Annotated in this window: 24 protein-coding genes, 1 tRNA gene and 3 pseudogenes; 7 read left to right on the forward strand and 21 right to left on the reverse strand. The window is 61.1% G+C overall.

Features of this window, described 5'->3' with window-relative positions; translation table 11 throughout:
* The 3 genes from H8A95_RS18695 to H8A95_RS18705 form a co-directional block, all read left to right on the forward strand.
* The coding region (locus H8A95_RS18695; protein WP_229184444.1) for a VOC family protein at positions 1–412 on the forward strand (412 nt) is incomplete at its 5' end.
* 87 nt (positions 413–499) lie between these two features.
* Positions 500–2,140, forward strand: a complete 1,641-nt coding sequence (locus H8A95_RS18700; RefSeq protein ID WP_229184446.1) for a carbohydrate porin — start codon at positions 500–502, stop codon at positions 2,138–2,140.
* 145 nt (positions 2,141–2,285) lie between these two features.
* Positions 2,286–2,681, forward strand: coding sequence for a DoxX family protein (locus H8A95_RS18705; protein ID WP_229184448.1), 396 nt, complete (start codon positions 2,286–2,288; stop codon positions 2,679–2,681).
* 440 nt (positions 2,682–3,121) lie between these two features.
* Here H8A95_RS18705 and H8A95_RS18710 read toward each other — a convergent pair whose 3' ends face one another.
* The 5 genes from H8A95_RS18710 to H8A95_RS18730 all read right to left on the reverse strand — a co-directional run bounded on the left by H8A95_RS18710 (position 3,122) and on the right by H8A95_RS18730 (position 6,985).
* Positions 3,122–4,321 (reverse strand): multidrug effflux MFS transporter, encoded by a 1,200-nt coding sequence (locus H8A95_RS18710; protein ID WP_229184449.1) that lies wholly within the window; start codon positions 4,319–4,321, stop codon positions 3,122–3,124.
* 83 nt (positions 4,322–4,404) lie between these two features.
* Positions 4,405–5,133: a pirin family protein gene (locus H8A95_RS18715; RefSeq protein WP_229184451.1), complete on the reverse strand. Its 729-nt coding sequence runs from the start codon at positions 5,131–5,133 to the stop codon at positions 4,405–4,407.
* 313 nt (positions 5,134–5,446) lie between these two features.
* Complete coding sequence (locus H8A95_RS18720) at positions 5,447–6,058, reverse strand: NADPH-dependent FMN reductase (RefSeq protein WP_229184452.1); 612 nt, start codon at positions 6,056–6,058, stop codon at positions 5,447–5,449.
* A gap of 60 nt (positions 6,059–6,118) precedes the next feature.
* Complete coding sequence (locus H8A95_RS18725; RefSeq protein WP_229184453.1) at positions 6,119–6,514, reverse strand: DoxX family protein; 396 nt, start codon at positions 6,512–6,514, stop codon at positions 6,119–6,121.
* A gap of 87 nt (positions 6,515–6,601) precedes the next feature.
* Complete coding sequence (locus H8A95_RS18730; RefSeq protein WP_229184454.1) at positions 6,602–6,985, reverse strand: DoxX family protein; 384 nt, start codon at positions 6,983–6,985, stop codon at positions 6,602–6,604.
* A gap of 131 nt (positions 6,986–7,116) precedes the next feature.
* Between H8A95_RS18730 and H8A95_RS18735 the strand changes: the two genes are divergently transcribed.
* The 4 genes and pseudogenes from H8A95_RS18735 to H8A95_RS18750 all read left to right on the forward strand — a co-directional run.
* Entirely contained in the window at positions 7,117–8,022 is a 906-nt protein-coding gene (locus H8A95_RS18735) for a LysR family transcriptional regulator (RefSeq protein ID WP_338027882.1), read from the forward strand.
* A 298-nt stretch (positions 8,023–8,320) separates the two neighbouring features.
* Positions 8,321–8,832, forward strand: a pseudogene (locus tag H8A95_RS18740) (2OG-Fe(II) oxygenase); the annotation flags it as partial.
* Between the two features lie 32 nt (positions 8,833–8,864).
* On the forward strand, positions 8,865–9,125 hold the full coding sequence (locus H8A95_RS18745; protein WP_229184456.1) for a hypothetical protein: 261 nt from the start codon (positions 8,865–8,867) through the stop codon (positions 9,123–9,125).
* Positions 9,126–9,142: 17 nt separating this feature from the next.
* A pseudogene (locus H8A95_RS18750) lies at positions 9,143–9,451 on the forward strand (epoxide hydrolase); the annotation flags it as partial.
* Between the two features lie 736 nt (positions 9,452–10,187).
* Here H8A95_RS18750 and H8A95_RS18755 read toward each other — a convergent pair.
* The 16 genes and pseudogenes from H8A95_RS18755 to H8A95_RS18830 all read right to left on the reverse strand — a co-directional run bounded on the left by H8A95_RS18755 (position 10,188) and on the right by H8A95_RS18830 (position 23,240).
* A tRNA-Gly gene (locus tag H8A95_RS18755) sits at positions 10,188–10,286 on the reverse strand.
* A gap of 423 nt (positions 10,287–10,709) precedes the next feature.
* The gene (locus tag H8A95_RS18760) at positions 10,710–10,934 is read right to left on the reverse strand and encodes a hypothetical protein (protein ID WP_229184457.1); all 225 of its coding nucleotides are present in this window, start codon (positions 10,932–10,934) and stop codon (positions 10,710–10,712) included.
* A 325-nt stretch (positions 10,935–11,259) separates the two neighbouring features.
* Complete coding sequence (locus H8A95_RS18765; RefSeq protein WP_229184458.1) at positions 11,260–11,706, reverse strand: recombinase zinc beta ribbon domain-containing protein; 447 nt, start codon at positions 11,704–11,706, stop codon at positions 11,260–11,262.
* On the reverse strand, positions 11,634–12,386 hold the full coding sequence (locus H8A95_RS18770; RefSeq protein ID WP_229184459.1) for a recombinase family protein: 753 nt from the start codon (positions 12,384–12,386) through the stop codon (positions 11,634–11,636). The genes H8A95_RS18765 and H8A95_RS18770 overlap by 73 nt, the downstream gene beginning before the upstream one ends.
* Before the next feature lie 524 nt (positions 12,387–12,910).
* A complete protein-coding gene (cyoD, locus tag H8A95_RS18775) occupies positions 12,911–13,306 on the reverse strand; it encodes a cytochrome o ubiquinol oxidase subunit IV (protein WP_229184460.1) in 396 nt (131 codons plus the stop codon).
* Positions 13,303–13,533 (reverse strand): annotated as a pseudogene (locus tag H8A95_RS18780) (cytochrome c oxidase subunit 3); the annotation flags it as partial. The gene cyoD and the pseudogene H8A95_RS18780, both read right to left, overlap by 4 nt.
* Positions 13,534–13,574: 41 nt before the next feature.
* The gene (locus H8A95_RS18785; RefSeq protein ID WP_229184461.1) at positions 13,575–13,865 is read right to left on the reverse strand and encodes a putative quinol monooxygenase; all 291 of its coding nucleotides are present in this window, start codon (positions 13,863–13,865) and stop codon (positions 13,575–13,577) included.
* Positions 13,866–14,078: 213 nt separating this feature from the next.
* Entirely contained in the window at positions 14,079–15,116 is a 1,038-nt protein-coding gene (cydB, locus tag H8A95_RS18790; RefSeq protein WP_229184462.1) for a cytochrome d ubiquinol oxidase subunit II, read from the reverse strand.
* Between the two features lie 2 nt (positions 15,117–15,118).
* On the reverse strand, positions 15,119–16,528 hold the full coding sequence (locus H8A95_RS18795; protein WP_229184463.1) for a cytochrome ubiquinol oxidase subunit I: 1,410 nt from the start codon (positions 16,526–16,528) through the stop codon (positions 15,119–15,121).
* Between the two features lie 9 nt (positions 16,529–16,537).
* Positions 16,538–16,858, reverse strand: a complete 321-nt coding sequence (locus H8A95_RS18800; RefSeq protein ID WP_229184464.1) for a hypothetical protein — start codon at positions 16,856–16,858, stop codon at positions 16,538–16,540.
* Positions 16,859–16,917: 59 nt separating this feature from the next.
* A complete protein-coding gene (locus tag H8A95_RS18805) occupies positions 16,918–18,168 on the reverse strand; it encodes an NAD(P)/FAD-dependent oxidoreductase (RefSeq protein ID WP_229184465.1) in 1,251 nt (416 codons plus the stop codon).
* A 149-nt stretch (positions 18,169–18,317) separates the two neighbouring features.
* Complete coding sequence (locus tag H8A95_RS18810) at positions 18,318–19,103, reverse strand: enoyl-CoA hydratase (RefSeq protein WP_229184466.1); 786 nt, start codon at positions 19,101–19,103, stop codon at positions 18,318–18,320.
* A 30-nt stretch (positions 19,104–19,133) separates the two neighbouring features.
* A complete protein-coding gene (locus tag H8A95_RS18815; protein ID WP_274617431.1) occupies positions 19,134–20,357 on the reverse strand; it encodes a CaiB/BaiF CoA transferase family protein in 1,224 nt (407 codons plus the stop codon).
* A 29-nt stretch (positions 20,358–20,386) separates the two neighbouring features.
* On the reverse strand, positions 20,387–21,196 hold the full coding sequence (locus H8A95_RS18820; protein ID WP_229184468.1) for an enoyl-CoA hydratase-related protein: 810 nt from the start codon (positions 21,194–21,196) through the stop codon (positions 20,387–20,389).
* 128 nt (positions 21,197–21,324) lie between these two features.
* On the reverse strand, positions 21,325–22,302 hold the full coding sequence (locus tag H8A95_RS18825) for a 3-hydroxyacyl-CoA dehydrogenase NAD-binding domain-containing protein (protein ID WP_229184469.1): 978 nt from the start codon (positions 22,300–22,302) through the stop codon (positions 21,325–21,327).
* A gap of 23 nt (positions 22,303–22,325) precedes the next feature.
* Positions 22,326–23,240, reverse strand: coding sequence for a 3-hydroxyacyl-CoA dehydrogenase (locus H8A95_RS18830; RefSeq protein WP_229184470.1), 915 nt, complete (start codon positions 23,238–23,240; stop codon positions 22,326–22,328).
* Positions 23,241–23,390: the final 150 nt, after the last annotated feature.

The following is a 23,390-nucleotide window of genomic DNA, read 5'->3' on the forward strand; positions in this document are numbered from 1 at the left end:
TTTCTTCTACTTCGACACAGCTCCCGACGCCGTGCCGGGCATTACCACGCCGCGCGTGAACCTCGGCGAGTTCGTGCCAGGCCAGCCGCAGAACTACGTCACGGCGGTTGGCTCGATGCACCACATCGCTTTCAACGTCGAGCCCGATGCCTTGCTGGAGTACAAGCGACGCCTGGAAGACGCCGGCATCTACGTCTCCAAGGTGCTCGGCCACTACGACGAGGATCGCCGTACCGAGGATCGTCAGTCGGGCAACGCGGACGGCACCTGGCTGCGCTCGATCTATTTCCGCGATCCCGACGGCATCGGTCTCGAATTCGCCTGTTGGGATCGACCGCTGCGGGACGGCGACGTCAGCCACCAGCCCGCTTCATCCGGAAAGCCGAGCCGCGATCTGCACAAGACACGCTAACGTATTGAAGCGGCCGACGCGCGATGGGACAGCGCGCGTCGTGCCCGTGCAAAGAAGAACTGCCGTCGAACACAAAGGGGGAGGGGAATGCGAAAAGTTGAATCGCAGGAGAAGATCGTTGCCGGGTGTGTGAACGCATCGGCGTCGCCTATTCGTTACGGATCTCGTATCGGCCGGAGTGTGGCCTGCCTCGCATCTGCGACGCTTCTCGTCGCTTGCAGTGCTCATGCATGGGCGAAGGATGCCGACGAGGCGCATACTGCAAATGCGACACATCACTCGAAAGCTAAGCCGACTAAGGGAAATGCTCCGAAACTGAAGCTGCCACGTGAAGATCGGCCGGCCGAGCTAAAGGGAGCGCCCGCTTACGTCACGACACCGGCCATTCCATATTTTGCGCCCGATGCGTCCGCTGCCGACATCAACAAGAGGCTCGGATATCACGGCTACATTACTCCGTTTCCGACCTTCGCGGATTCCGTTTTGGGAAATGATCAGGGGTGGCGATCCGCGCTGGCCAACCAGGGCTTCGGCATCCTGATGTCGAATCGGGAGGTTATGTACTCGAACCTTCTCAACACGCCGAAGTCGGTGCCATCAACGTTTCCAGCCTGCGGCCCGAATGATGCCAGGCGAGGATCCATGTGTGCCGGGAATCAAATTTACACGGGCCAATCGCCGTTCTGGTTGAGCGAGTCGACCGCAACGTTAACCTACGACACAGGTCGCTGGGGCGTGCCAGATGGTTTGATCGCCGTCGCTGGCACTTGGAACGCGACGAACTATGAACGAGGGCTGACCCCAAACACGTTTCGTATGTCGTTGTTGTCCTGGTATCAGACCGCGTTCGTCAGGAAGATGGAAATCGAACTCGGTTACCTGCGGCTTGCGTATGAATTCATGGGTACCACTGTCGGTGGGTCCTACGCCGCCGTGTTCGGTCCGACCGCGGCGCTTACGGGCATCATGGGGCTGGGCAACTCGCAGGAAGCCGCGCCGGCGGCGAGGTTCACGTGGCACTTTGATGATCATTTCTACAATCAGTTCGCCGTCCAGCGGAGCATGCCCGTCAACGATCAGTATCCGGTGTACATCAGCGAACAGCTGAACAATCCAACCGGTTTCGATTTCACGTCGCCGGTCCGGGGTACGCGGGCGGTTTTTGTAAACGAGTTCGGCTATCGTCAGGAAGCCGTGCCGGGGACGCTCCGGACGTGGCTGCGGGTCGGCGGGATGTACAACAATTCCGCGTTCAGAGACCTGAGCAAACCGGGGGCTACGACCGACGGTTACGGCCTCTACGCCCTTGGTGATTGGCAGCTCTGGCAGCAGGATCCGTCGTCGCCGGGCACGGCGTACCGTGGCATCTATGTCGGCGGCACCTATACTTACGTGCCCGAGAAAGTATCGGCCTTCTCGCAATACTTCGAAGGGCGGGTGTACTGGATGGGACCGACCGCCGCACGCGCGAGAGACATGTTCTCGGTCGTCTATACCCATAACGATATCAGCAAATACTTCGCCAATCCCATCAATGCTGCGTCGTATGTGAGCGGCATATCGGCGGCCAACTGGGTCAATTCGGTGACAGCAAGCTATACAGCGCGCCTGTCCGCCGGCACCTACCTGACCGCGGGTCTCTCATACGTTGATCGCCCGAGCATCGCCTATTTCCAGAAGGAGGGCAGCGCATTGCTGTTCCAGGGCGCGTTGCTGGTCTACTTCTGAGTAGCGATCACGACGGCCCAACAACGTCGTCCGCGCGTGCATGGCGCAGGCTGCGTAGCGCGCATCACCAATGGTGACGCGAACATCTCGCTCCACTCCGTCGGCAAGCGTCTCGCGCGCTTGCCCTGTCCTGGAAGGTTTTCAAATGAACAGCATCCTGTTGCTGATTGGTCGCATTCTCATGTCGGTCCTCTTCTTGATCTCGGGAATCAAGAAATTCGGCATGGCCGCTCAGATGGCGGGAATGGTGGCGCAGATCGGCCTGCCCGCGCCACTGCTCATGGTCTATTTGATGGGGGCGTGCGAGCTGGTGGCTGTCGCCGCATTGATCATCGGCTTTCAGACGAGGATCGTTGGCATTCTGCTCGCTGTCTGGTGCGTCGCGACCGGCTTTGTCGTTCATGCCGGAGATCCAGTTCAACTGATGAAGAATATCGGACTCGCCGGCGGCTTCTTGATCCTCGCCGCGACGACGCCGGGTACGATCGCCTATTACGGAAATTGGCCGGAGCGTCGAACCGGTGCGGTGCCGCAGGCCTAACGCAGGGGCGCCAATGTGTTCTTTATAGGGATCGATGGATTTTGCTTGTCCGCTTAGTCATCGGTTCGGCTATGAGGGTTATTTGCGAGATTGACTCACGAGCACTTCGCGATTTTGCGAGACAGATTGGGCACACGAACCAACGCTCAGTCACGTTGAGGAAGCTTGAACCTTTCACGAATGGTACCAGCTCCGGTCCCGACGACCGCGCCGCACGCGTCACTGCTTCGATGTCGGCTCGACCTGCGACGGTTGCCGGTCCCGGAATTGCCCCGACGTCGCGCCGGTAAGCCATTTGTGAGAGACAAATTCGATACCTGACTAGGTGAGGCGTCACGACTAGGTGAGGCGTCACGGCCGCTCGGACTGGTTTCGATCATATCCGGTCCCAAGGGCTTTCGAACCCCGTCAGCTCGCTCGTGCTGCCGCGCCTGTTGCTGTCATTCCGCGGGCGCGATGACTTTCTTACCCTCTCCGGTGAACTTCACCAGCACGAGCGCGCCGATCGCGCTTAGGGCGATGATCGCAACCATCGGCAGCGGCGTTCCGTCGAACAGAAGCCCAACCAGGAGCATTGCCAGCGTGCCGATCACGCCCTGAACGGCGCCGGCGAATGCTGATGCCGCGCCGGCGATCGGTCCGTGGCGATCGAGCGCCAGCACCATGCTGACCGGCATGATTAATCCGATCAGGATGAAGGTCACGAACAACAACGCCATCAGCATTGCCAGGCTGTCGATACCAGCAACGAGCGCAACGAGTAGGATCGTCGCGACCGCGGCATAGCCGATCACGGAACCCATGAGCACATTGCCGAGGCCGTAGCGCTGGCCGAGCGGAGCCGCGAATTGCGCGGCGCCGCTCAGGGCAATGCCGTTGATGGCAAAGGCGATGCTATACTGCATCGGCGTCAGGCCGAAGTGATTGATATAGACGAAGGATGATCCGGCAAGAAAGATCAGGATGCAGCTTGAGGCAAGCGCGCCGACCAGCGTAATGGTCAGGAAATGACCGTCGCGCAGCAGCTGCCGATAGCTGGACAGCACGGTGCGCAGGTTGCCGGCAATCCGTTCGGTTGACGGAAGCGTCTCCGACTGCGCGACGGCGATCAGAAACAGGCACAGCGCAGAGACGATAGCGAAGACGATGAACAGGATGCGCCAGCCGAATTGGGTGAGCAGGATGCTCCCGAGCAGCGGTGCGATGATCGGCGAGAGATTGAGCACCAGCATCATCAGCGACATCAGCCGCGTTGCTTCAATCCCGGTATGAAGATCTCGGACGATGGCACGCGGAATGACCATCATTGAAGCTGCGCCGATACCCTGCAGCAGGCGACATGCGATCAGCCATGTGCTCGATGGCGCGAAGTAACAGCCGATCGACGACAGCCCGTACAGGGCGAGTCCGAAATAGAGCGGCGGCTTGCGCCCGACGACATCGGAAATCGGTCCGTAGACGACCTGCATGACCGTCAGGCCGAGCAGAAAGGCCGTCAAGGTCGCCTGCACGGCGACGGTGCTGGTGTTGAGTTGTTCGGCAATCGTCGGAAACGCCGGAAGATACGTATCGATCGCGAGCGGACCCGTGGCCTGAAGCAGACCGAGCACCAGCGCGTTGCGGAGAAATCCTTGGGACATTGCGGAATCCAGTCGCGGCCATCGCAGCGAGCCGATGTGAATGATGAGGTTTGATTATTGGCCGCGGCGCGGAGCGGACTGGCTCACAGCCTGCCTTCACGCTTCAGCGCTTCGCCCATCTCGTGATAGGTGCGTTCGCCGATCTCGAGCGCCTCGGTGCTGCTATGAACCGAGTAGTAGCCGAGTACGAGCTCGTGGGGATGCTTTACAGCCGACCCGAGGACAAGCCTGACATGATCCTGCGCATGGAAAACGATGGGCATCTCACCCTGCTCGAAGACGGCCAGTTCGCCGGCGCCCACCCTCTCGGGCACGTCCAGCTGTCCGGAGTGCACTGCGATCCAGGCCACGTCGTGGCCTCGCGGCGGAACGAACTCCCAGACTTCGCCGGCCTCCAGCACGACGTCCAGATAGGTGATCGGTGCGGGCGCGGGAATCGGGCTCGTCGTGCCGTTCCATTCGCCGAGGATCACGCGCACTGGGCCACGGCGCGGGAAATTCTCGGGGCCCAGATAGCGGCTCGTCGCCGGTGCAGTTTCCAGCGCCGGCGGCAGCGCCACCCAGAGCTGATAGACCTTCGCCGGTCCCATCGGCGCGCCGGCATGCCATGCACCACCACCCGCCTGGAACCATTCGACCGCTCCTTCGGAGAGCACGCCCTTCGCTCCCGTGCTGTCCGCGTAGGAGACCGAGCCTTCAAGCATCAGGGTCAGCGTGGCGATGCCGGAATGCGGATGCCAGCCGAGCTTGGAATTGCCAGATGGCGCGGCGTCAATGCTCGCTTCGTCCAGGAAGACGAAGGGCTTGATCAATTGGCCGAGATCGCCGGGGCTGACCAGCCGTGTGATCGGGCCGTGCTTGCGTCCCCTAGTGCGATGGGCGATCCCGCGCGCGGGACGCGATGTCGGCTTGCGAGCGGCGGAAGATGGTACGGTGCATCAATGATCTCTCCTGTTTTGTCGCGCCTGCGATTCAATTTGGCGTCGGCGCTTCCTGATTTCCGACCCGCTCCGTTCCCGATCCTGCTCTTGGTGACGGGAAGGGAGCGGGATATCGCGCGCCGTCATCCAATGACGTGAAGGCGAAAGCGCTTCGGCTTGTCGTGCTTGCAAACGCCGGTGCAGCTCAGGCGGCGTTGGATGCGGATCGGCTGGCGTCGACCTCGCGCGCGACCTTCAGGACGCGGCTCCACCAGGCGATGTCGTCGAGCAATCCGGTGGCCGCCTGATCGAGATGCGGGTAGTCGTCGAAGGTCTTGCCCTGTTGCCAGATGCCGAGGAACTCGACGAGACCGATATGCACGGCGTTACGCACGGGCGCCATTTGCAGCTCGATCGCAACCAGCCGAAGCTGCTCGATGGCACGCGCGGCACCGACGCCGCCATAACCGACAAAGCCGATCGGCTTGCGGGCGAACTCCTTGTAGGCGTAGTCGAGCGCATTCTTCAGGACCGCGCTGTAGCCATGGTTATACTCCGCGGCAGTCACAATCAGACCGTCGAGCGTCGCGAGCTTGGCGGCCCAACGCTGCGCGATCGGGTCTTTCGGCGGCGCCCAGGCCGGCGACATCGCCTCGTTGAAGAAGGGCAGCGGATAGTGCCGCAGGTCGATCATCTCCACGGTGATATCCTTGCGCTTGCTGGCAATGCCGTGGATCCAGTTCACCGGGCGATCGGCGAAACGGCCCTCGCGGGTCGAGCCGACCAGGATGCCGATGTGCGGGGGTTTGGTGGTCATGATGCGTCCTTTGCAGTTGGAAGAGATTGCGGTCGACGAGAAGATGTCGGGGGAGTTGGATCAGGCCTGCAGCGTTTTGGCGGGCTTGGGTTCCGGCCAATTACCGTAGAAGGCGTAAGCACGCGGCGCCGTCGCGGCGAGGGTCAGGAAGCCGCCTGCAAGTCCGATGTTCTTCATCAACTCGATGGCATCGCCGGCATGGGCGGCAAGACCGGTCGCGATGCACCAGACGGCAAGCAAGATGCCGATGATCCGGGTCTGAAAGCCGATGATGACCGCCACGCCGCCGATCACCTCGCAGATCGCCATCAGGTAGACCATCAACTCGGGGGCAGGCACGCCCATCTTCCCGAGCATTCCGGCCATCTGGGAGGCCATCGCGAACTTGCCGAATCCGGCGATAATGAAGAGCACCGACAGCAGGATACGGCCGAGCAGCAAGAGGACGTTGTTCATTGGAGGAATCCTTTGGGGTGAGAGCGAATTGAATACTTGCGGGTTCTGAAGAGGTCGCCGGAGGCGCAGCCGATGCCGCGCTTGGCGTTAGACGTCGGTGAGTTGATCGCGATGCACGAACGCGATCGCACCGGTGAGGACCAGCAGCACCGCTGCTGGGACGGGCGACAGCGAGGTCAGCAGGGTGAGATGCAGGACGACAGCGCAATACATCGTCGCTGCAAGCAGGGCGGCGCCCGTGAAAGCGCTCGCTGGCAGCAGCAGCAGGACGGCGCCGCCGACCTCGATGAGACCGGTGAAGATGCGAAACCACTGGCCGAAGCCGATGGCCTCGAACAGGTCGATCATCTGTTGGGTGCCGGCGACCTTGAGCACGCCGGCAGACAGGAAAGCCGTGGCGACGAGCGCCTTGACCCCCCAGAAGCCCATTGGCCGCCAGCTTGGGGTGGTGTGAATCTGGATCTCGGACATGTGTCATCTCCGGCTGTTGCTGGCGGACGGCGATGCCGCGCCTCGTTGCATCGGAAAATGACCGGTCAGGGATTGGTTGACAATTAGGCCAGATCGAGAATTACTCATCCAAAAATGGAAGGAATGAGTAGGTGTTTGACCTTAATGACATCGGATTGTTCGTGCAGGTTGCGCGCTACGGGAGTTTCTCCGAGGCCGGACGCCGCCTCGGCATCCCGCCCAACACCGTGAGCCGCCGCATTCAGGAATTGGAGCAACAGCTCGGCGCGCGGTTGATGCAGCGGACGACGCGCAGACTTGTACTCACCGACGCCGGCCAGGAATTTCACGAGCGCTGCGCGGCAGCGGTCGAGGGCCTGCGCCAGGCCGGCGAGGATCTGGTTGCCGGCGGCCGTATGCCGAGAGGCCTCGTGCGTGTCGCGGTCGCCGCGGACTTCTTCGATTTCTATCAGATGGAATGGGTCGCCGAATTCCTGGCGGAGCATCCGCTGGTGCGGCTCGAATTCGTGCTGAGCGACGCCACGGTCGACCTGATCGCCGAGGGGATCGACGTGGCGTTTCGCGGCAGTGAAACGCACAACCCCAACTACGTTGCGCGCCGTGTGCACAGCCAGTCGATGGGCCTGGTCGCCAGCCCGGCCTACCTCGCCGCGCGTGGCACGCCCGCTACGCTGCAAGACCTGGCACACCATGACTGCGTGACGTTTCCGCGCGCACGGGGACAAACAGTCTGGCGCCTTCAAGGCCCCGACGGTGTCGAACAGGAAGTATCCGTGACGGGGCGCATCACGGCCAGCACCGCGCAGGCGCTGCGCAAGGCGACGGTGGCGGGGCTCGGCATCGCCCTGCTCCCGTTTACCGCGCTGGCTGATATTGCCGCGGGCCGGCTCGCTCCCGTGCTGCCGAACTATCGGCGCAGCAATATAGCGCTGACCGTCGTCTATCCGGACCGCCGTCATCTGCCGCTTGCCGTGACGGCCTTTGTCGAGGCGACGGTCGATAAGATGCGCACGGAGTTGTTCGGAACTGCCTCCTGATCAGCATGAGCTATGAAGCAAGCGGAAGTGTGCTTTTCATATGTTGGTGCGAGCGGCAGCGGGACGCGAAGCGTGCCGTTACCTGAGCAGTTCCGGATACGAAAACGGGCGGCCTCACCGGCCTTGATCCACGCGGCGCGCTGTGAAACTCACCGACTGCTGGCTACGCGCGAGATACGGATGTGAACTCGGCGAGCCGAATTTCGCTTACCATTTCGCGCACCAGCACGTATTTCGTCTAGACGGCAGATGTCTCTAAGGTATTGTTTTGATGGGGCGTCCGCGAGACGCGCATCTGAAATACTTTAGCTACCCTCTGCCGCGCATCATTCAGGCTTTGCGCACGTCAACCTATCCGCACTTGGCGCCGATCGCGAACGCTTGGCACGAGCGTATGGGTAAGGCAGTCCGTTTTCCGCGCGATCATGCAACGTTCCGGAAGCGTTGCCATGACGCCGGTCAGCTGCGACCGACCCCGTTGCTGCTCAAATACGCGTCAGAGGATTACTGCTGCCTCCACCGTGACCTCTACGGCGAGCACGTTTTCCCGATACAAATTGCGATCCTCCTCAACGAGCCGGAAAGGACTTCGAAGGAGGCGAGTTTGTCATGACCGAGCAGCGTCCGCGCATGCAGACCCGAGCCATGGTGCTGCCACTCAAGAAGGGAGATGCTGCCGTGTTCGCGGTGAATGCGCGCCCCGTGCGTGGCGTCCGCGGCGACTACCAGGTGAAATTGAACCATGGTGTCAGCAAGCTCTATCAAGGTAGGCGGCACACGGTCGGCGTGATCTTCCATGACGCGACCTGAGTGTTCGAAGTAGCCAGATCCGGTCACCATCGGTGCCGGATTTTGCGCGACGCCGGCGCTGGATTGCGATGGACGGTCGGGCAGGGCGGCGCGAGTCCTTGAATAGGCGAGACGAGCTTTTCGAATTCAATGTGCTCTTCGGCAAGGCCGGCGACGTGCGCGGCGTGGTCCAATGCACGGTGCACGCAGATAATCTAACGGTGCCGGCGCAGGCGAGGGTAATCGTCGAACGGACGATTGAGCCCCTCGGGATGTTCGACTTGGCGAAAGCCATGGTCGATACTTCCAGTTGACGGCGCAGAGGCCCTCGACCCGCGACGACGTGCTCGACAACATCTCGTTGTATTGGCTGACCAACACCGCTATCTCCTCGGCGCGCCTGTATTGGGAGAACCAGGCCAACCTCTATCTGCCCGCCGGTGTCACGATCCCGGCCGCCGTGACGGCGTTCCCCGGCGAGAGCTTCGTGGCACCCCGAAGCTGGGCCGAGAAGGCCTATAGCAAGCTGATCTACTTCCATCAGGCTGAGGCCGGCGGCCACTTCGCGGCGTGGGAGCAGCCCGACATCTTCAGCAGGGAAGTCCGTGACGCGTTCCGCTCCCTGCGCGGTTCGATCTGAAGCATCACGGCGCGCGTTGCACGCGCGCCGTACCTCTTCGTGAAAGGAATGAGACCATGAGCACGCAAACATCATACGTTGACCCTCAACACCTTCGACGTGCCAATCCCGGAGGCTCATTGAATCAAACTGACGTTCCGCGGACGCTCCCCGGTGCTGCATTAGAACTATGAGTGTCCGTGGCTTGCTGCGACGCGTTCTTTTCTCAACGCAAGGTGGCAGCAAACTGAAATATCTGGCGTCCCAAAGTCACGCAGCACCGCAACCAAACTTATGCTAAGGAAGCACGACCTCTAGAAGGTTGTGTGAGATGAAAAAAAGCGACGTAATTTGTTCTGAGTGCTGCGCTGGATTTCGCCGTCTTGAGTTGTCGTCACAGCCCGGCGAAAGGGGCGAGTACCGCTGTCCGGCCTGCAACGCTTCCCTTGAAGTTTTTGACGGTAGTAGGCTAATCGCATACCGACTGACCATCGAACCATGCACGAGAGCCATGCGCGATTGAGCCGCCCGCGGTTGGGGATCGCGATGGCCGAGGTCACGTCAGTAATCGGCCGCAGCTAGGTGTCGACTTGAAGCGGCCCTACCGATCGCGCCGATAGCTCATGCGAGGGACTGGGATGTCGTCAATCCAACCGAAATGGGGCGACGGTTTCCTCTGGGTTGCTTACTCCTCGCATGAGCCAGAACGGCCGTCTCGATCTGGTGCACTCTTATCGCGCTATGATTTAGGGGAAAATGGCGCGCCCGACACGATTAGAACGTGTGACCTTGCCCTCGGAAAGGCAACGCTCCGGCCTCCAGGTTCTCGGATACGCAATTAGCCGACGGCAAGCGCGGGTGTTGGAGCCAAGCGAGCGCGCGCACGATCTCCGCTTACTCTGTGGTACGCTGCCCCTCGAAGCTGCACGATGTTGCTTCTGCCAAGTCGATAATCAAGAATGCCTTTCAGGGCCGTAGCTGAATTGGTAGGTTCTGACCCCAAAAGAACGAAAATGCATTGTCTTTCAATGGAGGTTGACTGACACTCTCTCCGCCGCGCTGCGATTAGACCGCAACTTGAACCGAGTGTCGGTATCGGTGGTTGCGCCTCCCCGCAACCACTTCTGTCATAACTCACTCACCGTCCCGGTCTAACCGCCGGGGCGGATTCCGGGAATCAGGGATCGCGACGGCCCAGGTTCGGCTGCGCGCAGCGCTATCGTTGGGGTTCATCGAGAGTGAAGGATATAGACGTCCTCTGGACAGAACCTTGCCTTTGCTACGAATCCGAGGGTCGGACGTTCGAATCGTTCCGGGCGCGCCATTTGCATACAAAACCACGAACATTTCCGTCCTCGGTCTGTTTACCGGCGATGGCAGCCTGGAGGATATCCTTGCTGCCAACGATCCGGATGGCCTTATCGTCCACCACGATGGCGTCGATGATGGAGTGGATGTAGCCCTTCCGGGTGTTGACGTCTGCGGTGTCGAGCTTTTCATTCATCAGCCGAGCGAACGCGTTGATCTTGCCAGCATCGATGGCGGCTGCGGTGCTGCATTGGGCGCGAGCGTGGTCCAGCGCCGCCTTGGCGCGTTCCCGCTGCGATTTGAGCGCGGCAGTGCGCTCCCGGAGGAGGTCGTCGAGTTCGACGATTCCGTCTTCGATCGAGCGGTAAAGACGCTTGAGGCGGTCCTCGGCGTCGCTGAGCTCCCGCTGGAGATCAAGCAGCCTCCGATCCGCAGACTCACTTTGGCAGCTTGGCGCTCCATCAGGGACTTGAGGAGATCGGCGATCCTGTCGGGTGCCAGGACGCGCTGCCTGAGGTTGGTTAGAACGATCTCATCCAGCGTCCCAGCGGGAAATGCCGGCCCTTGCAGACGGTCTTTCCCTTCTGGTGCGCGCCGGCGCAGGAGTAGTACGAATACGACCGGCCCTGCCGATTGATCGTGCCGGTGCGGGTCATTCCAGAACCACAGGATGCACAGACCGCGATACCCGTCAGCAGCGAGGGGCCGTTAACCACCCGCGGGGGAGTCGTCTTCGGATTGCTCTTGGTCAGTTTCGCCTGCACCCTGTCGAAATCCGCCTGCTCGATCAGGGCAGGCACCGGAATCTGGATGACCGTCGAGGGATCGTATTTGCGTCCGTCACGTGAGCTGCGCACGCCGTATGGCCATTGACCAGTGGCATAGCAGCTGTTGGTCAAGATCTTGTGGACCGGTCCGACGCCGAAGGTGCGCCGCGCCGGGTGCGGTAGCCGTGGCTGTTCAGCCATTTCGTCGTTTCCTTCACGCCGAGGGGGCCGGTGGTGCCATCTCCGTCCAAGTAGAGCTTGAAGATCAGCCGGACGGTTTCCGCCTCCACCGGGTCGGTATCGAGCTTCTTCTTGATCTTCTGACCACGTCGCTCTGCTTCAACGATCTTGTAGCCGAGCGGAGGCGTTGCGCCATTCCAGAATCCCTGTCGAGCCGACTCGCGCATCGCTCTGATTGTATTTTTACTTATTTCCCGCGATGTATGCTCATCAAACGCTCCGATGATTTGTCGCACGAGAATTTGGCTCGGGTCGTCGCCGGTGGGTTGTGTGACCGAAACGACCTCGACGCCGTGCTTGCGTAATTTCCGGATCGTCAATTCCATTTCGGCGACGTTGCGAAAGAACCGATTGAATGCGTAGAAAACGATCGCGTCGTACGGATGATCAGATCCGCAAGCGCGATCGATCATCTCCTGCAGGACGGGCCTGCGATCGTCGGTAGCCGTCTTCGCTTCGACGAATTCATCGACGATCAAATAGCTATTCTGATCACAGAAGCCCGCCGTGATTTTTCGCTGGCTCGGAATGCTGGCTTCGGTGGTTAGTTGTCGCCCCGTGGAAACCCTATAATAGGTGGCAACGCGCTTCGTTGCGTCGAGCTTCTTCGAGATCGAATTGCGGAAAACGTGCTTGTTCATGAGCAATATCTGCGATTGGATTGCAGTGAGTACGAGCCCTTCAGATAGATTCTGCGCAGCTTGAGAGGCGTACTGTCAACGAAAATCCGTCCGCCAAATCAGCGACCTTTCGGATCATCGCTGAACAACTCCAGGAGCTCATTGCCGAGCAGAATCTCGATTGCACGCAACTCCCTGTCCAGGACAGGCAAAGGCTGGGGCATCTCGAACGTCACCTGGAAATCCGCCGCCTGCGGCTGCCGAGGACCGCGCTTCCGGGGGATGCCGGGTGACACAACGACGTGGTCGCTCCCTGCAGCATTGCAGGGCAGCAGACCAGATCGCCTGCGATGGGCTACGCGCCTAGAGCCCATGACTGAGCTCCCGTCGCGTTTTGCGGATCCGCTCTGCTTGTCGGTCGAGGGGTCTTGCACTCTCGATCACGTCGAGCGTGGAGATCTTGGGCGACGCGCGAGAAAGCCGCTATGGCACCGTGCGCTCCTTCCTCGACTCTTGTATCCGATCGCGGGGCGATGTCCCGCTTGTCAGCGCTGCATTTGCAAATTCATCATCTCGCCTTGCACCATCATGTTCTGATTCAGGTCGGCCATGATCACGAGCGATCCTCCGAGAACCAGGAAGACAATGAGCACGCCGAACGCGAGCGCCAGGACATTGTTGGTGCTGTCCGGTCCGGTCGTGATGTGAAGGAAGAAGATCAGGTGCACGCTCATCTGGGCGATGGCAAGGACGAAGAGTCCAGCCATCACGCCGGGTGCCCAGAGCAGTGACGTGTTGACCACCCAGAAGGACGTGGCCGTCAGGATCACCGCCAGCAGCAGACCGATCGTGTACACAAGAAAGCCGGAAGAAGCTTGTTGCTCCGAGGCCGGGATCGCCGGCCTGTCACCCGGTGCAACGTTCCAATGCACTTCAGTCATGGAAGAACTCCCATCAGATAGACAACGGTGAAAATCAGGACCCAGATGACGTCGAGCGCATGCCAGAACAGGGAGAAGCAGTGCAGGCGGCGGACCACCACCTCCTGGAAACCCCTTAGCGACAGCTGAACCATCATCAGAACAAGCCACACCAGTCCGGTCGCCACGTGCAGCCCGTGACAACCGACCAGCGTGAAGAAGGCGGAAAGGAATGCGCTACGTTGCGGGGTCGCGACCGGCCATCAGCGGACGTGGCCTCGTAGTTCGTCTACGCCCCGACCTGCTTAAGCCGCAGGATGGTGGGCTTGCCGTCCATGAATTCAGCCATCGCCCGGCCGAGTGTCTTAAAGTATTCTGTGCTGCGATGGGCTTCGACCGCTGCTTGATCGGCGTAGCGCTCCATGAACACATAGGTATTCGGCACTTCACCGTAGTAGAGCTGATACAACAAGCAGCCCTTCTCGCTTTCGTTGACCTTATTGACGAGCTCAGTCGCGATCTTCTCGAATTCCGCGGCCTTGCCCTCCTTGATCTTGATCGTTGCGACAGTTCCAAACATTCGTATCTCCATCAAGTTTGAGTTCGTTGTAACTGCGTTCAGAATAGCGTTGCTCGACCTGCCTTAGGTGCTCAGGACGACCGGCTTGCAGTACTCTCTCGCTCAACGCGATCTGTTGCCCGCAGCCTGCCAATTTTCACGTCACCGCTGCTATCACTCCGACCTCGGAGCCATTGAGCAGTTGTAAGGTCGACGACCGCACACTCACACCCCTCATTCTGCTGGGTGAGGCGAACCGATCTTCCCAAGATGGGCATTGCCGGAGCCCTGATGATGGTCCGCTGTTAGCCCCATCTTGCCGCGGAAGACGCGATACCCGACAACGGCATAGAGCAGCATGAGGGGGTAGACAAAGATGCCCGCACCCCAGAACATGAACGCAAGGCTGGAGTGGGGGGCTGCGCCGGCGTCGATCGTGATGGCGAACGGAATCATGTAGGGCCAGAACGAAAGCGCGAGCGTGCCGAAGGCGGAAACGAAGATAAGCGTAACCAATCGGAATGGCCAACGGTCATCGCGACGCAGGATGCTGCGCGCGAGGACCAACGCCGCGACGCCACCAATGGCCGGGAAGACGAAAAGATATGGCCGATCGATCCATTGGTGCATGATCGGAAGGTGTTTGAGCAGCGCGTGCAAGAAGACGATGACCAGGAACGCCAATACGGCGCTTGCGAGGACGGGGATCGCGCGATGCGCATAGGCCCTGATCGGGCCATCAGATTTCCTGACGAGCCAGCACGCGCCAAGAAGTGCGTAGCCGAAACTCAGCCCGACGCCACACAACAGCGCAAAGCTCGTCACCCAGCCAAATGCGCCGCCAGAATATTGGCCATCGGTGAACTGCAGCCCCTCGACCAGAGCACCGACCATCACGCCTTGCATAAAGCTCGCCGCGAGCGAGCCGCAAGCGAAGCAAACATCCCAGATCCAGCGTCGCTGCGCCTCGTTGCGAAACTCGAATGATACGCCGCGTAGGATCAAGCCCGCCAGCATGACGACGACAGGAACATAAAGCGCAGATAGCAGTGTCGCGTAGACGACCGGAAACGCGCTCCACAGGACGACGGCAGTGACAATAAGCCAGGTCTCATTGCCGTCCCAGAAGGGCGCGATGGTGCGCAGCATGATGGTTCGGCTGGCCTCGCTCCTTGTCAAGCCGAACAGCATGCCAACACCAAGATCGAAGCCGTCAAGCAGCAGATACAGAAGCATGCTGATCGCGAGAACTGAAACCCAGAACATGACCATGTCTATTCTCCTGCAGTCATGAAGCTCGCCGCGCCAGCCTCTCCGCCGGCCAACGACATCGGCCGGTTGGGGGTGGCGTCATACGGAAGCTCGGTGGCATGTCGCGAGGGGCCATCGCGCAAGAGCCGGTAGATGTAGAGGGTGCCGAACGAAAAGATGAAGAGGTAGATTGCACCGAACAGGATGAGCGAGCTCAGCGCGGTGCCGGCCGTCAGGAACGGGGTCATGGCCTGATCGGTGCGCAACGCCCCGTAAATCACCCAAGGCTGGCGGCCGACTTCTGCCGTGTACCATCCCGTGAGGATGGCGATGAACGGCAGGGGAAAGCTCAGAAAGATGGACCAAAGCAGGAAGCGGCTTCGCTCGAGGCGGTGCGTGACGCTCAGATAGGAGCCAAGCCAGGCAAGCGCGATCATGATCAACCCACAGCCGACCATGATGCGGAAGGTCGCAAACGGGATGAGCACCGGCGGACGATCCTGCGGCGGGAAATCGGTCAGTCCGACCTCCTTTGACGTCAGGCTCATGCTGCCGACAATACTTCCGAGCACCGGAATCTTGATTTCGTATGTGTTGGTCTCGTGTACCGGATCGGGCCACGCGATCAGCACCTCGCTCGCCGGCTGCTCATCGTGCCAGCGGCCCTCGATCGCCGCGAACTTCGCCGGCTGAAAGTCGTGGACATAGTCGCCAACCAGGTGGCCGAACGCCAGCTGAATCGGCATGAGCACTGCCGCGAGGAGCAGACCCATACGGAGCATGACCAACGCCTCAGCGCGAGATTTGTCTCGCAGCAGATACCACGCACCGCTTGACGCGACGCAGAATGCGCCCGTGAGGTAGGAAGCGAGCAGCATGTGTGGGAAGCGTGACCAGACCACTGAGTTGAAGATGATCTTCGTCCAGTCGTCAGGAACAAACTGGCCATTGTGCACGACGTAACCGACCGGCACCTGCATCCAGCTGTTGTTCACCATGATCCAGAATGCCGAAAGTGTCGTTCCAAACGCCACCATGACCGTCGAGAACAAATAGAACCAAGGTGCTACACGCTGGCGTCCAAGAATGAGGACGCCGAAGAAGCCGGCTTCAAGCGCGAAGGCAGTGAATGCCTCGTAGGAGAGCAGCGGTCCTTGGACCGGTCCCGACATGTTCGACAGCACGCTCCAGTTCGTGCCGAACTGAAAGGCCATGACGACGCCCGACACCACGCCTAGGCCAAAAGCCACGCCGAATATCTTGAGCCAGAACTGAAACAGGGTCCGGTAGACGGCATTGCCGGTCCACAGATGCTTTGTTTCCAGAACAGCGAGCCAGGCAGCCAGTCCAATACTGAACGCCGGAAAAATGATGTGAAAGGAAATGGTAAATGCGAATTGCAGCCGCGACAAAAGAAGTGCTGAAGCGTCCATCGAAGCCTCCTATCTGATCAGGCAGGGTCTTGCACGGCGTCGCTCTTTGAAGAATTCAACGTCGGCCGCCCAGGAACCGGTGGACGTTGCGAGGCAAGTCAACAGCTCAACGTAGCTCTGCGCGGCCCCAGTGCTGCTCTCCCCGACGCAGGCCTGGGCGTCGGTCTCGTCTTTCGTGCAGTCTGCGACCTTTTCGGTGCCGACGTTAGCCACCTCCGTGTTGCAGTTTTGGACAATATCGAAGGCGGGTATTCGGTCGGCGGCCCGGGCCTGATCAATGGCCGACGAAGCGATGACAATGGCGGCCACGGCAAAAACGGAGGTGCGCATTTTGGTCTCTCTGCTGGATACGTGTGAGTTGCGCCAGTCCATGGCGCAAGCACGCTTGATCATCCGATCCTGGGAGGTTCAGGTATCAATCGCGAGCTGCGCTGGCCGGTGAAATACGACCAGAGCCACTGGTGCTGCACGCGCCAACGATTCTGTAGCTGCGGCAGGGCGAGGATGTGAACGAACGCCCACACCAGCCACGTCAACGCTCCGCTTGTGCGCAGCCAGCCTCGCTCAAGCACCGCGTAGTTCTTGCCGACGACCGCCATGTTGCCTTTGTCGAAATAGCGGAACGGACGCTTGACTTTCCGTCTCTTCAGCTCCTTCGCGATCAGGCGGCCGACATAGTGTCCTTCCTGGATCGCCGCCTGAGCTACGCCTGGCACCGGGTGTTCGTTCTTTTGCATGACCGACGCCGCATCTCCCACGACGAAGACGCCGGGCGCGTCCACGACCTTCAGGAAGGGATCGACGAGCGCGCGTCCAGCGCGGTCGGTCTTGGCGCCGAGCATCTTGGGGATCGGCGATGCCGCAACCCCCGCGGTCCAGAGCACTGTGGCGCTCGGGATCCGGTTTCCGCCGGCGACCACGCCCTGCGCGTCGACGGTCTCGACCTTCACTCCGGTCATGACTTTCACGCCGAGCTTTTCGAGCCGTCGCGTCGCCCTGCGAGACAGCGACTCGGCGAACGTCGGCAGAACCCTCTTGCCCGCGTCGAGCAGAATGATGTTCGCCTGTGCCGGATCGATGCGGCGGAAGTTAGCGTGCAGCGTGACCTTCGCCATCTGCGCGAGAGACGCGGCGAGCTCCACGCCCGAGGGACCAGCGCCGACCAGCACGAACGTCATCTGCCGCGCGCGTTCGGCTTCATCCTCGGTCGTTGCGGCCAGTTCGAACGCGCCGAGGATTTTGGCTCGAATCGTCTCAGCGTCGCTGAGGTTCTTGAGGCCCGGCGCATATTGAGCGAACTCGTCGTGCCCGAAGTAGCTCGGACGCATGCCGGTCGCGACCACCAGATAGTCGTAGGCGAGTTTGCGGACGCCCACGCCGGGGCAAGACGCCTCGATCGTGCGGGAAGCGACGTCGACGTCGGTGACCTCGGCCAGCAGCACGCTCAGGTTCGGCTGTTTCACCTCGAGCTGCCGGATCGGCGCGGCGATCTCGGCAGGCGAGAGCACCGCCGTCGCCACCTGGTAGAGCAGCGGCTGAAATATGTGGTGGTTGCGGCGGTCGACCAGGACGACATCGACATCAGTGCGCCGCAGTGCACGAGTCGCGGCGACGCCGGCGAAGCCGCCGCCGATGATCACGACGCGCTTGCGCTCTCCGTGGGTAGCTTCGACAATTGCGGTTGCCTCGTCAGGCCGGTTCTCAGCCAACATCACACTCATGGTTCACCTCGTTTGCGCTTGCGCCGCGCCGAACTCGACGCAGCGCCATGAATTGCTGCGAGCACGGACTATTCGGCCGCCACGTGCGTCGGGCTCTTCGTAAAATTGGGCGGGCGCTTCTCGAGGAAGGCCGAGAGCGCTTCCTTGGCGTCCGCCGAGGTCACTCGCTCCATGAACTCCTGGCTTTCACTCTCGATCGCTGCTTTGAGCTGGCCGATTGAAGCCTGTTTGAGAAGCCGCTTGCTTGCCAGCAACGCGCCGCTCGGTTTGGCCGCTAGCTTCTGCGCCGTTGCGGTAGCGGTCGTGAGCAGATCGGCGTCGGGCACGACGTGAGTCACGAGGCCCAGCTCCGCGGCCCGCGTGGCCGTGAAGGGCTCTCCCAGCAAGTACAATTCCGCCGCCCGGAGGTAGCCTACGCGCGCCGGTATTGAGAAGCTTGATCCGAATTCCGGCACGAGCGCCAGGTTGATGAACGGTAGCTGGAATTTCGCGCTCTCCACCGCATAGATGAAATCGCAGTGCGTCAGCATCGTGGTTCCGCCGCCGATAGCCGCGCCTTGCACGGCCGCGACGATCGGTTTTTCGAACCTGACGAATGCGTCCATCAGATCGCCTTGCGGAAACGCGCCCGGCCTTGGCGGATTCTTGAGGAAATCCACGACGTCGTTGCCGGCGCTGAACACGTTTCCGGTGCTGTGCCAGAGCACGACACGGATCGCCTCGTCCTTGTCGGCCTTGTTGAGGATGTCGGCCAGGTTCGTATACATGGCGGACGTCATCGCGTTCTTCTGGGCCGGGCGATTGAGCTGGACCCGCAGGATCGCGTCGGTGCGCTCGGTGATAATGTCGCTCATGGGTTGCTCCTTTTCTCTATATTGCCTGTGTCAGGCGTGTTCCCGCACTTTCGGCACTGCGCCGCTCGTGCGCAGGTCTTCGACGCCTTTGGCGTCAAATCCCAGGTCGCGGAGGATTTCCTCCGTGTGCTGGCCGAGGTCGGGCGCGCGCCGGGCTGGGACCTTGGCGACACCGTGCAGTTGAATTGGGCTGCTAATCGTCGAGGTGAGCTTGCCGCCGGCGCCTTCGAGCGGAACGACGATGTCGTTTGCCGCCAGTTGCGGATCGTTGATCACCTCTTGCGGCCCGCGCACGGCGCCGAACGTGACGTGCACGCCGCTGAAAACCTCATTCCAATGCTCCATGGGTTGCGCGGAGAAAGCCTCGTCGAGAATGGCCGTGAGCTCCGGCATGTTCTCTGACAGCTTCGCCGGATCGGAAAACCTCGGATCGGTGAGGAGATCCGACCGGCCGATCGCCTTCGCAACGGCCACCAACTTGTCGGGCATGACGACAAGAACAAACCAGGTGCCGTCGGAGGCGCGATACACGTTGAGCGCCGCGCTGGCCGGGTGCTTGCGATCGTGCAGCCCGTAGAACTTCGCGCCGGCCAACGCGGCCTGGATCGAAACGCTCGCCGACCAGATCCCCGTGGCAAGCAGTGAGGTCGTGACGTACGTCCCCTTGCCGGTTCGCTCGCGACGGTAGAGCGCGGTGACGATCGCCGAATAGATTCCGACCGCGGTCGCATTGTCGCCGCTACCGGCCACCGGCCAGGTTGGCGGCGCGCCGGCATCGCGCGTCATCGACAGCAGGCCGCTGCGCGCCCAATACGCCGTGAGATCGAAGCCAGGCAGTTCGGAATCGGGCCCGTGTTCGCCGAAGCCAGTAAGATCCGCGTAGATCAGCCGTGGGTTCCATTGCGCGACGTCGGTGTATTCGAGCTTCAATTTCTTGCGCGCGGGATGCGGCGTATTGACGATGAATACGTCGGCCCATTTGACAAGCTGCTCGATCACCTGCTGGGCGCCGGGCGACTTCAGATCAAGCGTGATGCTGCGCTTGTTGCGGTTGGCGAGATGCCACTGATAGGGATCATCTGAAGCCGGCTGCGGTGGGATTTTGTTCGCATGTCGCCAGGGGTCGCCGCTCGGCGGCTCGACTTTGATGACGTCTGCGCCGAAATCCGACAACATGACGGCAGCGCCGGGCCCCGCGATGAAGCTCGCGAAGTCAACCACCTTCAGTCCGGAAAAAATGTTGTCGTTTGCCATTTGGTCTCTCCTAGATTGTCGTGCTTGCTTCACCGTCCCAGGAACTGGGGCGCGCGTTTCTCGAGGAAGGCAGACGTGCCTTCCTTCTTATCTTCCGTCCCGGCGCACAGGCCGAAATAGGATGCCTCCAGCGCAAAGCCTTCGCTCTGGCTCGTGTCCATTCCCTTGTTCACCGCCTCGAGCGATTGCTTGATAGCGATGGGCGCGTTCGAACCGATCATCTTCAAGATGGCTTCCGCGCGGGGAATGAGATCGGTTGCCGCAACGACCTCGTTGACGAGCCCGATGCGCCAGGCCTCCTGCACGCTGATGATCTCTCCGGACAGAATGAGCTGGAGCGCGCGGCCTTTTCCGACCAGGCGCGGCAGCCGCTGCGTGCCGCCACCGCCGGGAAGCAGCCCCAGCTTGACCTCCGGCTGGCCGAACTTCGCGTGCTCGACAGCGACGCGAATGGTGCAGGCCATTGCCGTCTCGCAACCGCCGCCCAGCGCAAAGCCGTTGATCGCCGCGATTACCGGCTTGCCGAGGTTCTCAATCAGATCCAGCACCTGCTGTCCGTGGCGGCTGGACCGCTCGGCGTCGATCGCACTCGCCTGCGCGAGCTCGGAGATGTCGGCGCCGGCGACGAATGCCTTGTCGCCCGCGCCGGTGAGAATGACGCCACGCACGGCGTCGTCGTCCCGCGCAGCCTCGAAAGCAGTTCGCAAATCCTTCCATGTTGCGGTGTTCAGGGCGTTGAGCACCTTGGGCCGGTTAATGGTCACATAGGCGATCGTGTCGCGTCTCTCGTACAGGACGTTTGTGAGCGGCAGGACTGCCGCCGATGGATCGGCAGGCACTATCTTGGACGAAGATTCGAGCGTCGTTGTTGTCGATGACATGTGATCTCTCTTTCCATTTGGCGAGCCGGTGCAGTGCGCACCGGCACGCTTGCGGTCTCAGATGAATGGGCTGCACCCGCTCGGGCTTACGCAACTGGCTCGATCGATTTCGTTTGGGCCGACTTTGCAACCTTGTTGCGCAGCTCGATCAGGCCAAGCAGGACTTCGTCGCGCGCCGCCTCCAGCTCCGCGATGGTGCGCGAGCCGACCTCCGCGTGGACGCTGTCGATGAGCTTCTGTTGCACGTCCGGCGTCAGCACGGGCGAGCCGAGAGTCTTCCACCATGCCGTCATCGGCCCGGAGAACTGATGGAAGAAGTGCTCGATCCCACCCGGGCCACCGCCAAGGTGATTGAGCATCATGTTGCCCATGACGCCCCATCTCAGGCCCGGGCCCCAGGAGAGGGCGGTGTCAACGTCGGCGGCGCTCACCACGCCCTCGGCGACGAGATAGTAGACCTCGCGCGCCAGCGCGGACTGCAAGCGGTTGGCGACGTGGCCGGGCATCTCCTTGTTGACCCGCACGGTTTTCTGCCCGATCGAAGAGTAGAACTCCTCCACACGCTGGATTGTCGCTTCCGAGGTCTTGGCTCCGCCGACGATCTCGGTCAGCGGGATCAGGTGCGGCGGATTGAATGGATGGGCGATGACACAGCGCTCCGGATGGGTCTTGGCGCCTTTCTGGATTTCACTCATGGTGAGCCCCGACGAGCTCGATGCGATGATCACCTCGGGTGGCAGGAGCTCATCGAGCTGCCCGTAGAGCTTCTGCTTGAAATCGATCCGCTCGGGCCCGTTCTCCTGGACGAGGTCGACGCCGGCAACCGCCTGCGCGAGATCGGCGGTGAACGTGACGTTCGACTGCGATGCTCCCGCCGACAGGCCCAGTCGCTTGAGCGCTGGCCAGGCCGTCTCGACGAACTTGCGGAGCGAGGCTTCTGCGTTTGGCGCGGGGTCGGTCGCGACGACCTGCAGTCCCTTGGCGAGAAACAGCGAGGTCCAGCTCGCTCCAATCACGCCGGTCCCGATCATGGCGATGCGGCGAATGGGTTTATTGTTCGACATGGGTTGATTCTCCTGCTCGATTTTTAGACTTCGGCGTAGGCGATGCCGGTGAGATTGCCCTGGGCGTAGAGAAAGTTGCGCTCATTCTTGCCGTCGAGATCGGCGGAATAAACTGAGCCGGCGAAGTCGGTGACGAACATCCGGTTGCCGGGAACATCGAGGGCAATGCCGATCCCCTCCATCAAATGCGTGACGACGATCTCCGGGTCGGCCTTGGTGTCGATCGGCACGCGATTGACGGTATTGCCGCGCGGAGGATCGCCGCGGTCGGTCCAGTAGAGGATACGGTTCGCCAGATCGAGCTCGAGGTCGACGGGTTCCGGCAGATGATCGAACAGCAACTCGATGTCGGTGCGGTTCGTCGGCGTCTCGCCCTTCGGGATCTCGATGTTGGCGCGGAAAATGCGGCCCAGTCCGCCCTTCGTCGCGCCTTTTTGCGTCCAGTAGAGTTTGCCGAGCTTCGGATCGATGGTGATGCCGACGCACCAGCGAGTTTCATCGAGCTGCTCCTTATCGCCGCGGCCGCGTTCGACCAGCGTTTCGACCTGGGAGCCGTCGAGGTTCGCGCGCATCACGCGCATGCCCTCGCGGTCGCACCAATAGAGCTTGCCGTTCTCCTTATCGAGGTGGATCTGCTTCGGCGTGTGTGTGACGCCCTGCGGGACGATGACCTTGCGATTTCCGCCGTCGAGGTCGGCGCGCTCGATCGAGCCGTCGTTGAGAGGGGGAACGCCCATGTTGGTCCAATAGATGTGACCAGCCTCAACATCCACGGCGATGCCATCGGGGAGGCGACCGTCGGTGATGATGGTCTTGCGGTCGGAACCGTCGGGATTCATCGAGTGAATGCGATCGCCGCTCAGTTCGAGGACGAACAGTCGACCGGAGCGGGTGGCGCCCGATGAGTTCTTCGATTTGGTTGCTTCCAGTGTCGTCATGGTCTTTCCTTCGGTGTCACAGTTGGCTTGTCTCAAGTTGCCTTCGTTGGCCTCTATTTGACGCACAGGCGCCGCCATCGCCAGTTAAGCGGTTTGAATCGCGCTGAATCGTTGAGAACGAGAAGGCGGTCCACGTATGCCGGATCGGGC

The organism is Bradyrhizobium oropedii, assembly GCF_020889685.1.
In the GTDB taxonomy this organism is placed as follows: Bacteria; Pseudomonadota; Alphaproteobacteria; order Rhizobiales; family Xanthobacteraceae; genus Bradyrhizobium; species Bradyrhizobium oropedii.

What these genes read in the sequence shown, in the direction of transcription:
- H8A95_RS18785 (WP_229184461.1), bottom strand. Translation starts at nt 13,865, where the DNA reads ATGTTTGGAACTGTCGCAACGATCAAGATCAAGGAGGGCAAGGCCGCG.
- H8A95_RS18810 (WP_229184466.1), bottom strand. Translation starts at nt 19,103, where the DNA reads ATGAGCGACATTATCACCGAGCGCACCGACGCGATCCTGCGGGTCCAG.
- H8A95_RS18725 (WP_229184453.1), bottom strand. Translation starts at nt 6,514, where the DNA reads ATGAACAACGTCCTCTTGCTGCTCGGCCGTATCCTGCTGTCGGTGCTC.
- cyoD (WP_229184460.1), bottom strand. Translation starts at nt 13,306, where the DNA reads ATGACTGAAGTGCATTGGAACGTTGCACCGGGTGACAGGCCGGCGATC.
- H8A95_RS18800 (WP_229184464.1), bottom strand. Translation starts at nt 16,858, where the DNA reads ATGCGCACCTCCGTTTTTGCCGTGGCCGCCATTGTCATCGCTTCGTCG.
- H8A95_RS18705 (WP_229184448.1), top strand. Translation starts at nt 2,286, where the DNA reads ATGAACAGCATCCTGTTGCTGATTGGTCGCATTCTCATGTCGGTCCTC.
- H8A95_RS18830 (WP_229184470.1), bottom strand. Translation starts at nt 23,240, where the DNA reads ATGACGACACTGGAAGCAACCAAATCGAAGAACTCATCGGGCGCCACC.
- H8A95_RS18770 (WP_229184459.1), bottom strand. Translation starts at nt 12,386, where the DNA reads ATGAACAAGCACGTTTTCCGCAATTCGATCTCGAAGAAGCTCGACGCA.
- H8A95_RS18700 (WP_229184446.1), top strand. Translation starts at nt 500, where the DNA reads ATGCGAAAAGTTGAATCGCAGGAGAAGATCGTTGCCGGGTGTGTGAAC.
- H8A95_RS18825 (WP_229184469.1), bottom strand. Translation starts at nt 22,302, where the DNA reads ATGTCGAACAATAAACCCATTCGCCGCATCGCCATGATCGGGACCGGC.
- cydB (WP_229184462.1), bottom strand. Translation starts at nt 15,116, where the DNA reads ATGGTCATGTTCTGGGTTTCAGTTCTCGCGATCAGCATGCTTCTGTAT.
- H8A95_RS18795 (WP_229184463.1), bottom strand. Translation starts at nt 16,528, where the DNA reads ATGGACGCTTCAGCACTTCTTTTGTCGCGGCTGCAATTCGCATTTACC.
- H8A95_RS18710 (WP_229184449.1), bottom strand. Translation starts at nt 4,321, where the DNA reads ATGTCCCAAGGATTTCTCCGCAACGCGCTGGTGCTCGGTCTGCTTCAG.
- H8A95_RS18815 (WP_274617431.1), bottom strand. Translation starts at nt 20,357, where the DNA reads ATGGCAAACGACAACATTTTTTCCGGACTGAAGGTGGTTGACTTCGCG.
- H8A95_RS18760 (WP_229184457.1), bottom strand. Translation starts at nt 10,934, where the DNA reads ATGAATGAAAAGCTCGACACCGCAGACGTCAACACCCGGAAGGGCTAC.
- H8A95_RS18765 (WP_229184458.1), bottom strand. Translation starts at nt 11,706, where the DNA reads ATGGCTGAACAGCCACGGCTACCGCACCCGGCGCGGCGCACCTTCGGC.
- H8A95_RS18720 (WP_229184452.1), bottom strand. Translation starts at nt 6,058, where the DNA reads ATGACCACCAAACCCCCGCACATCGGCATCCTGGTCGGCTCGACCCGC.
- H8A95_RS18730 (WP_229184454.1), bottom strand. Translation starts at nt 6,985, where the DNA reads ATGTCCGAGATCCAGATTCACACCACCCCAAGCTGGCGGCCAATGGGC.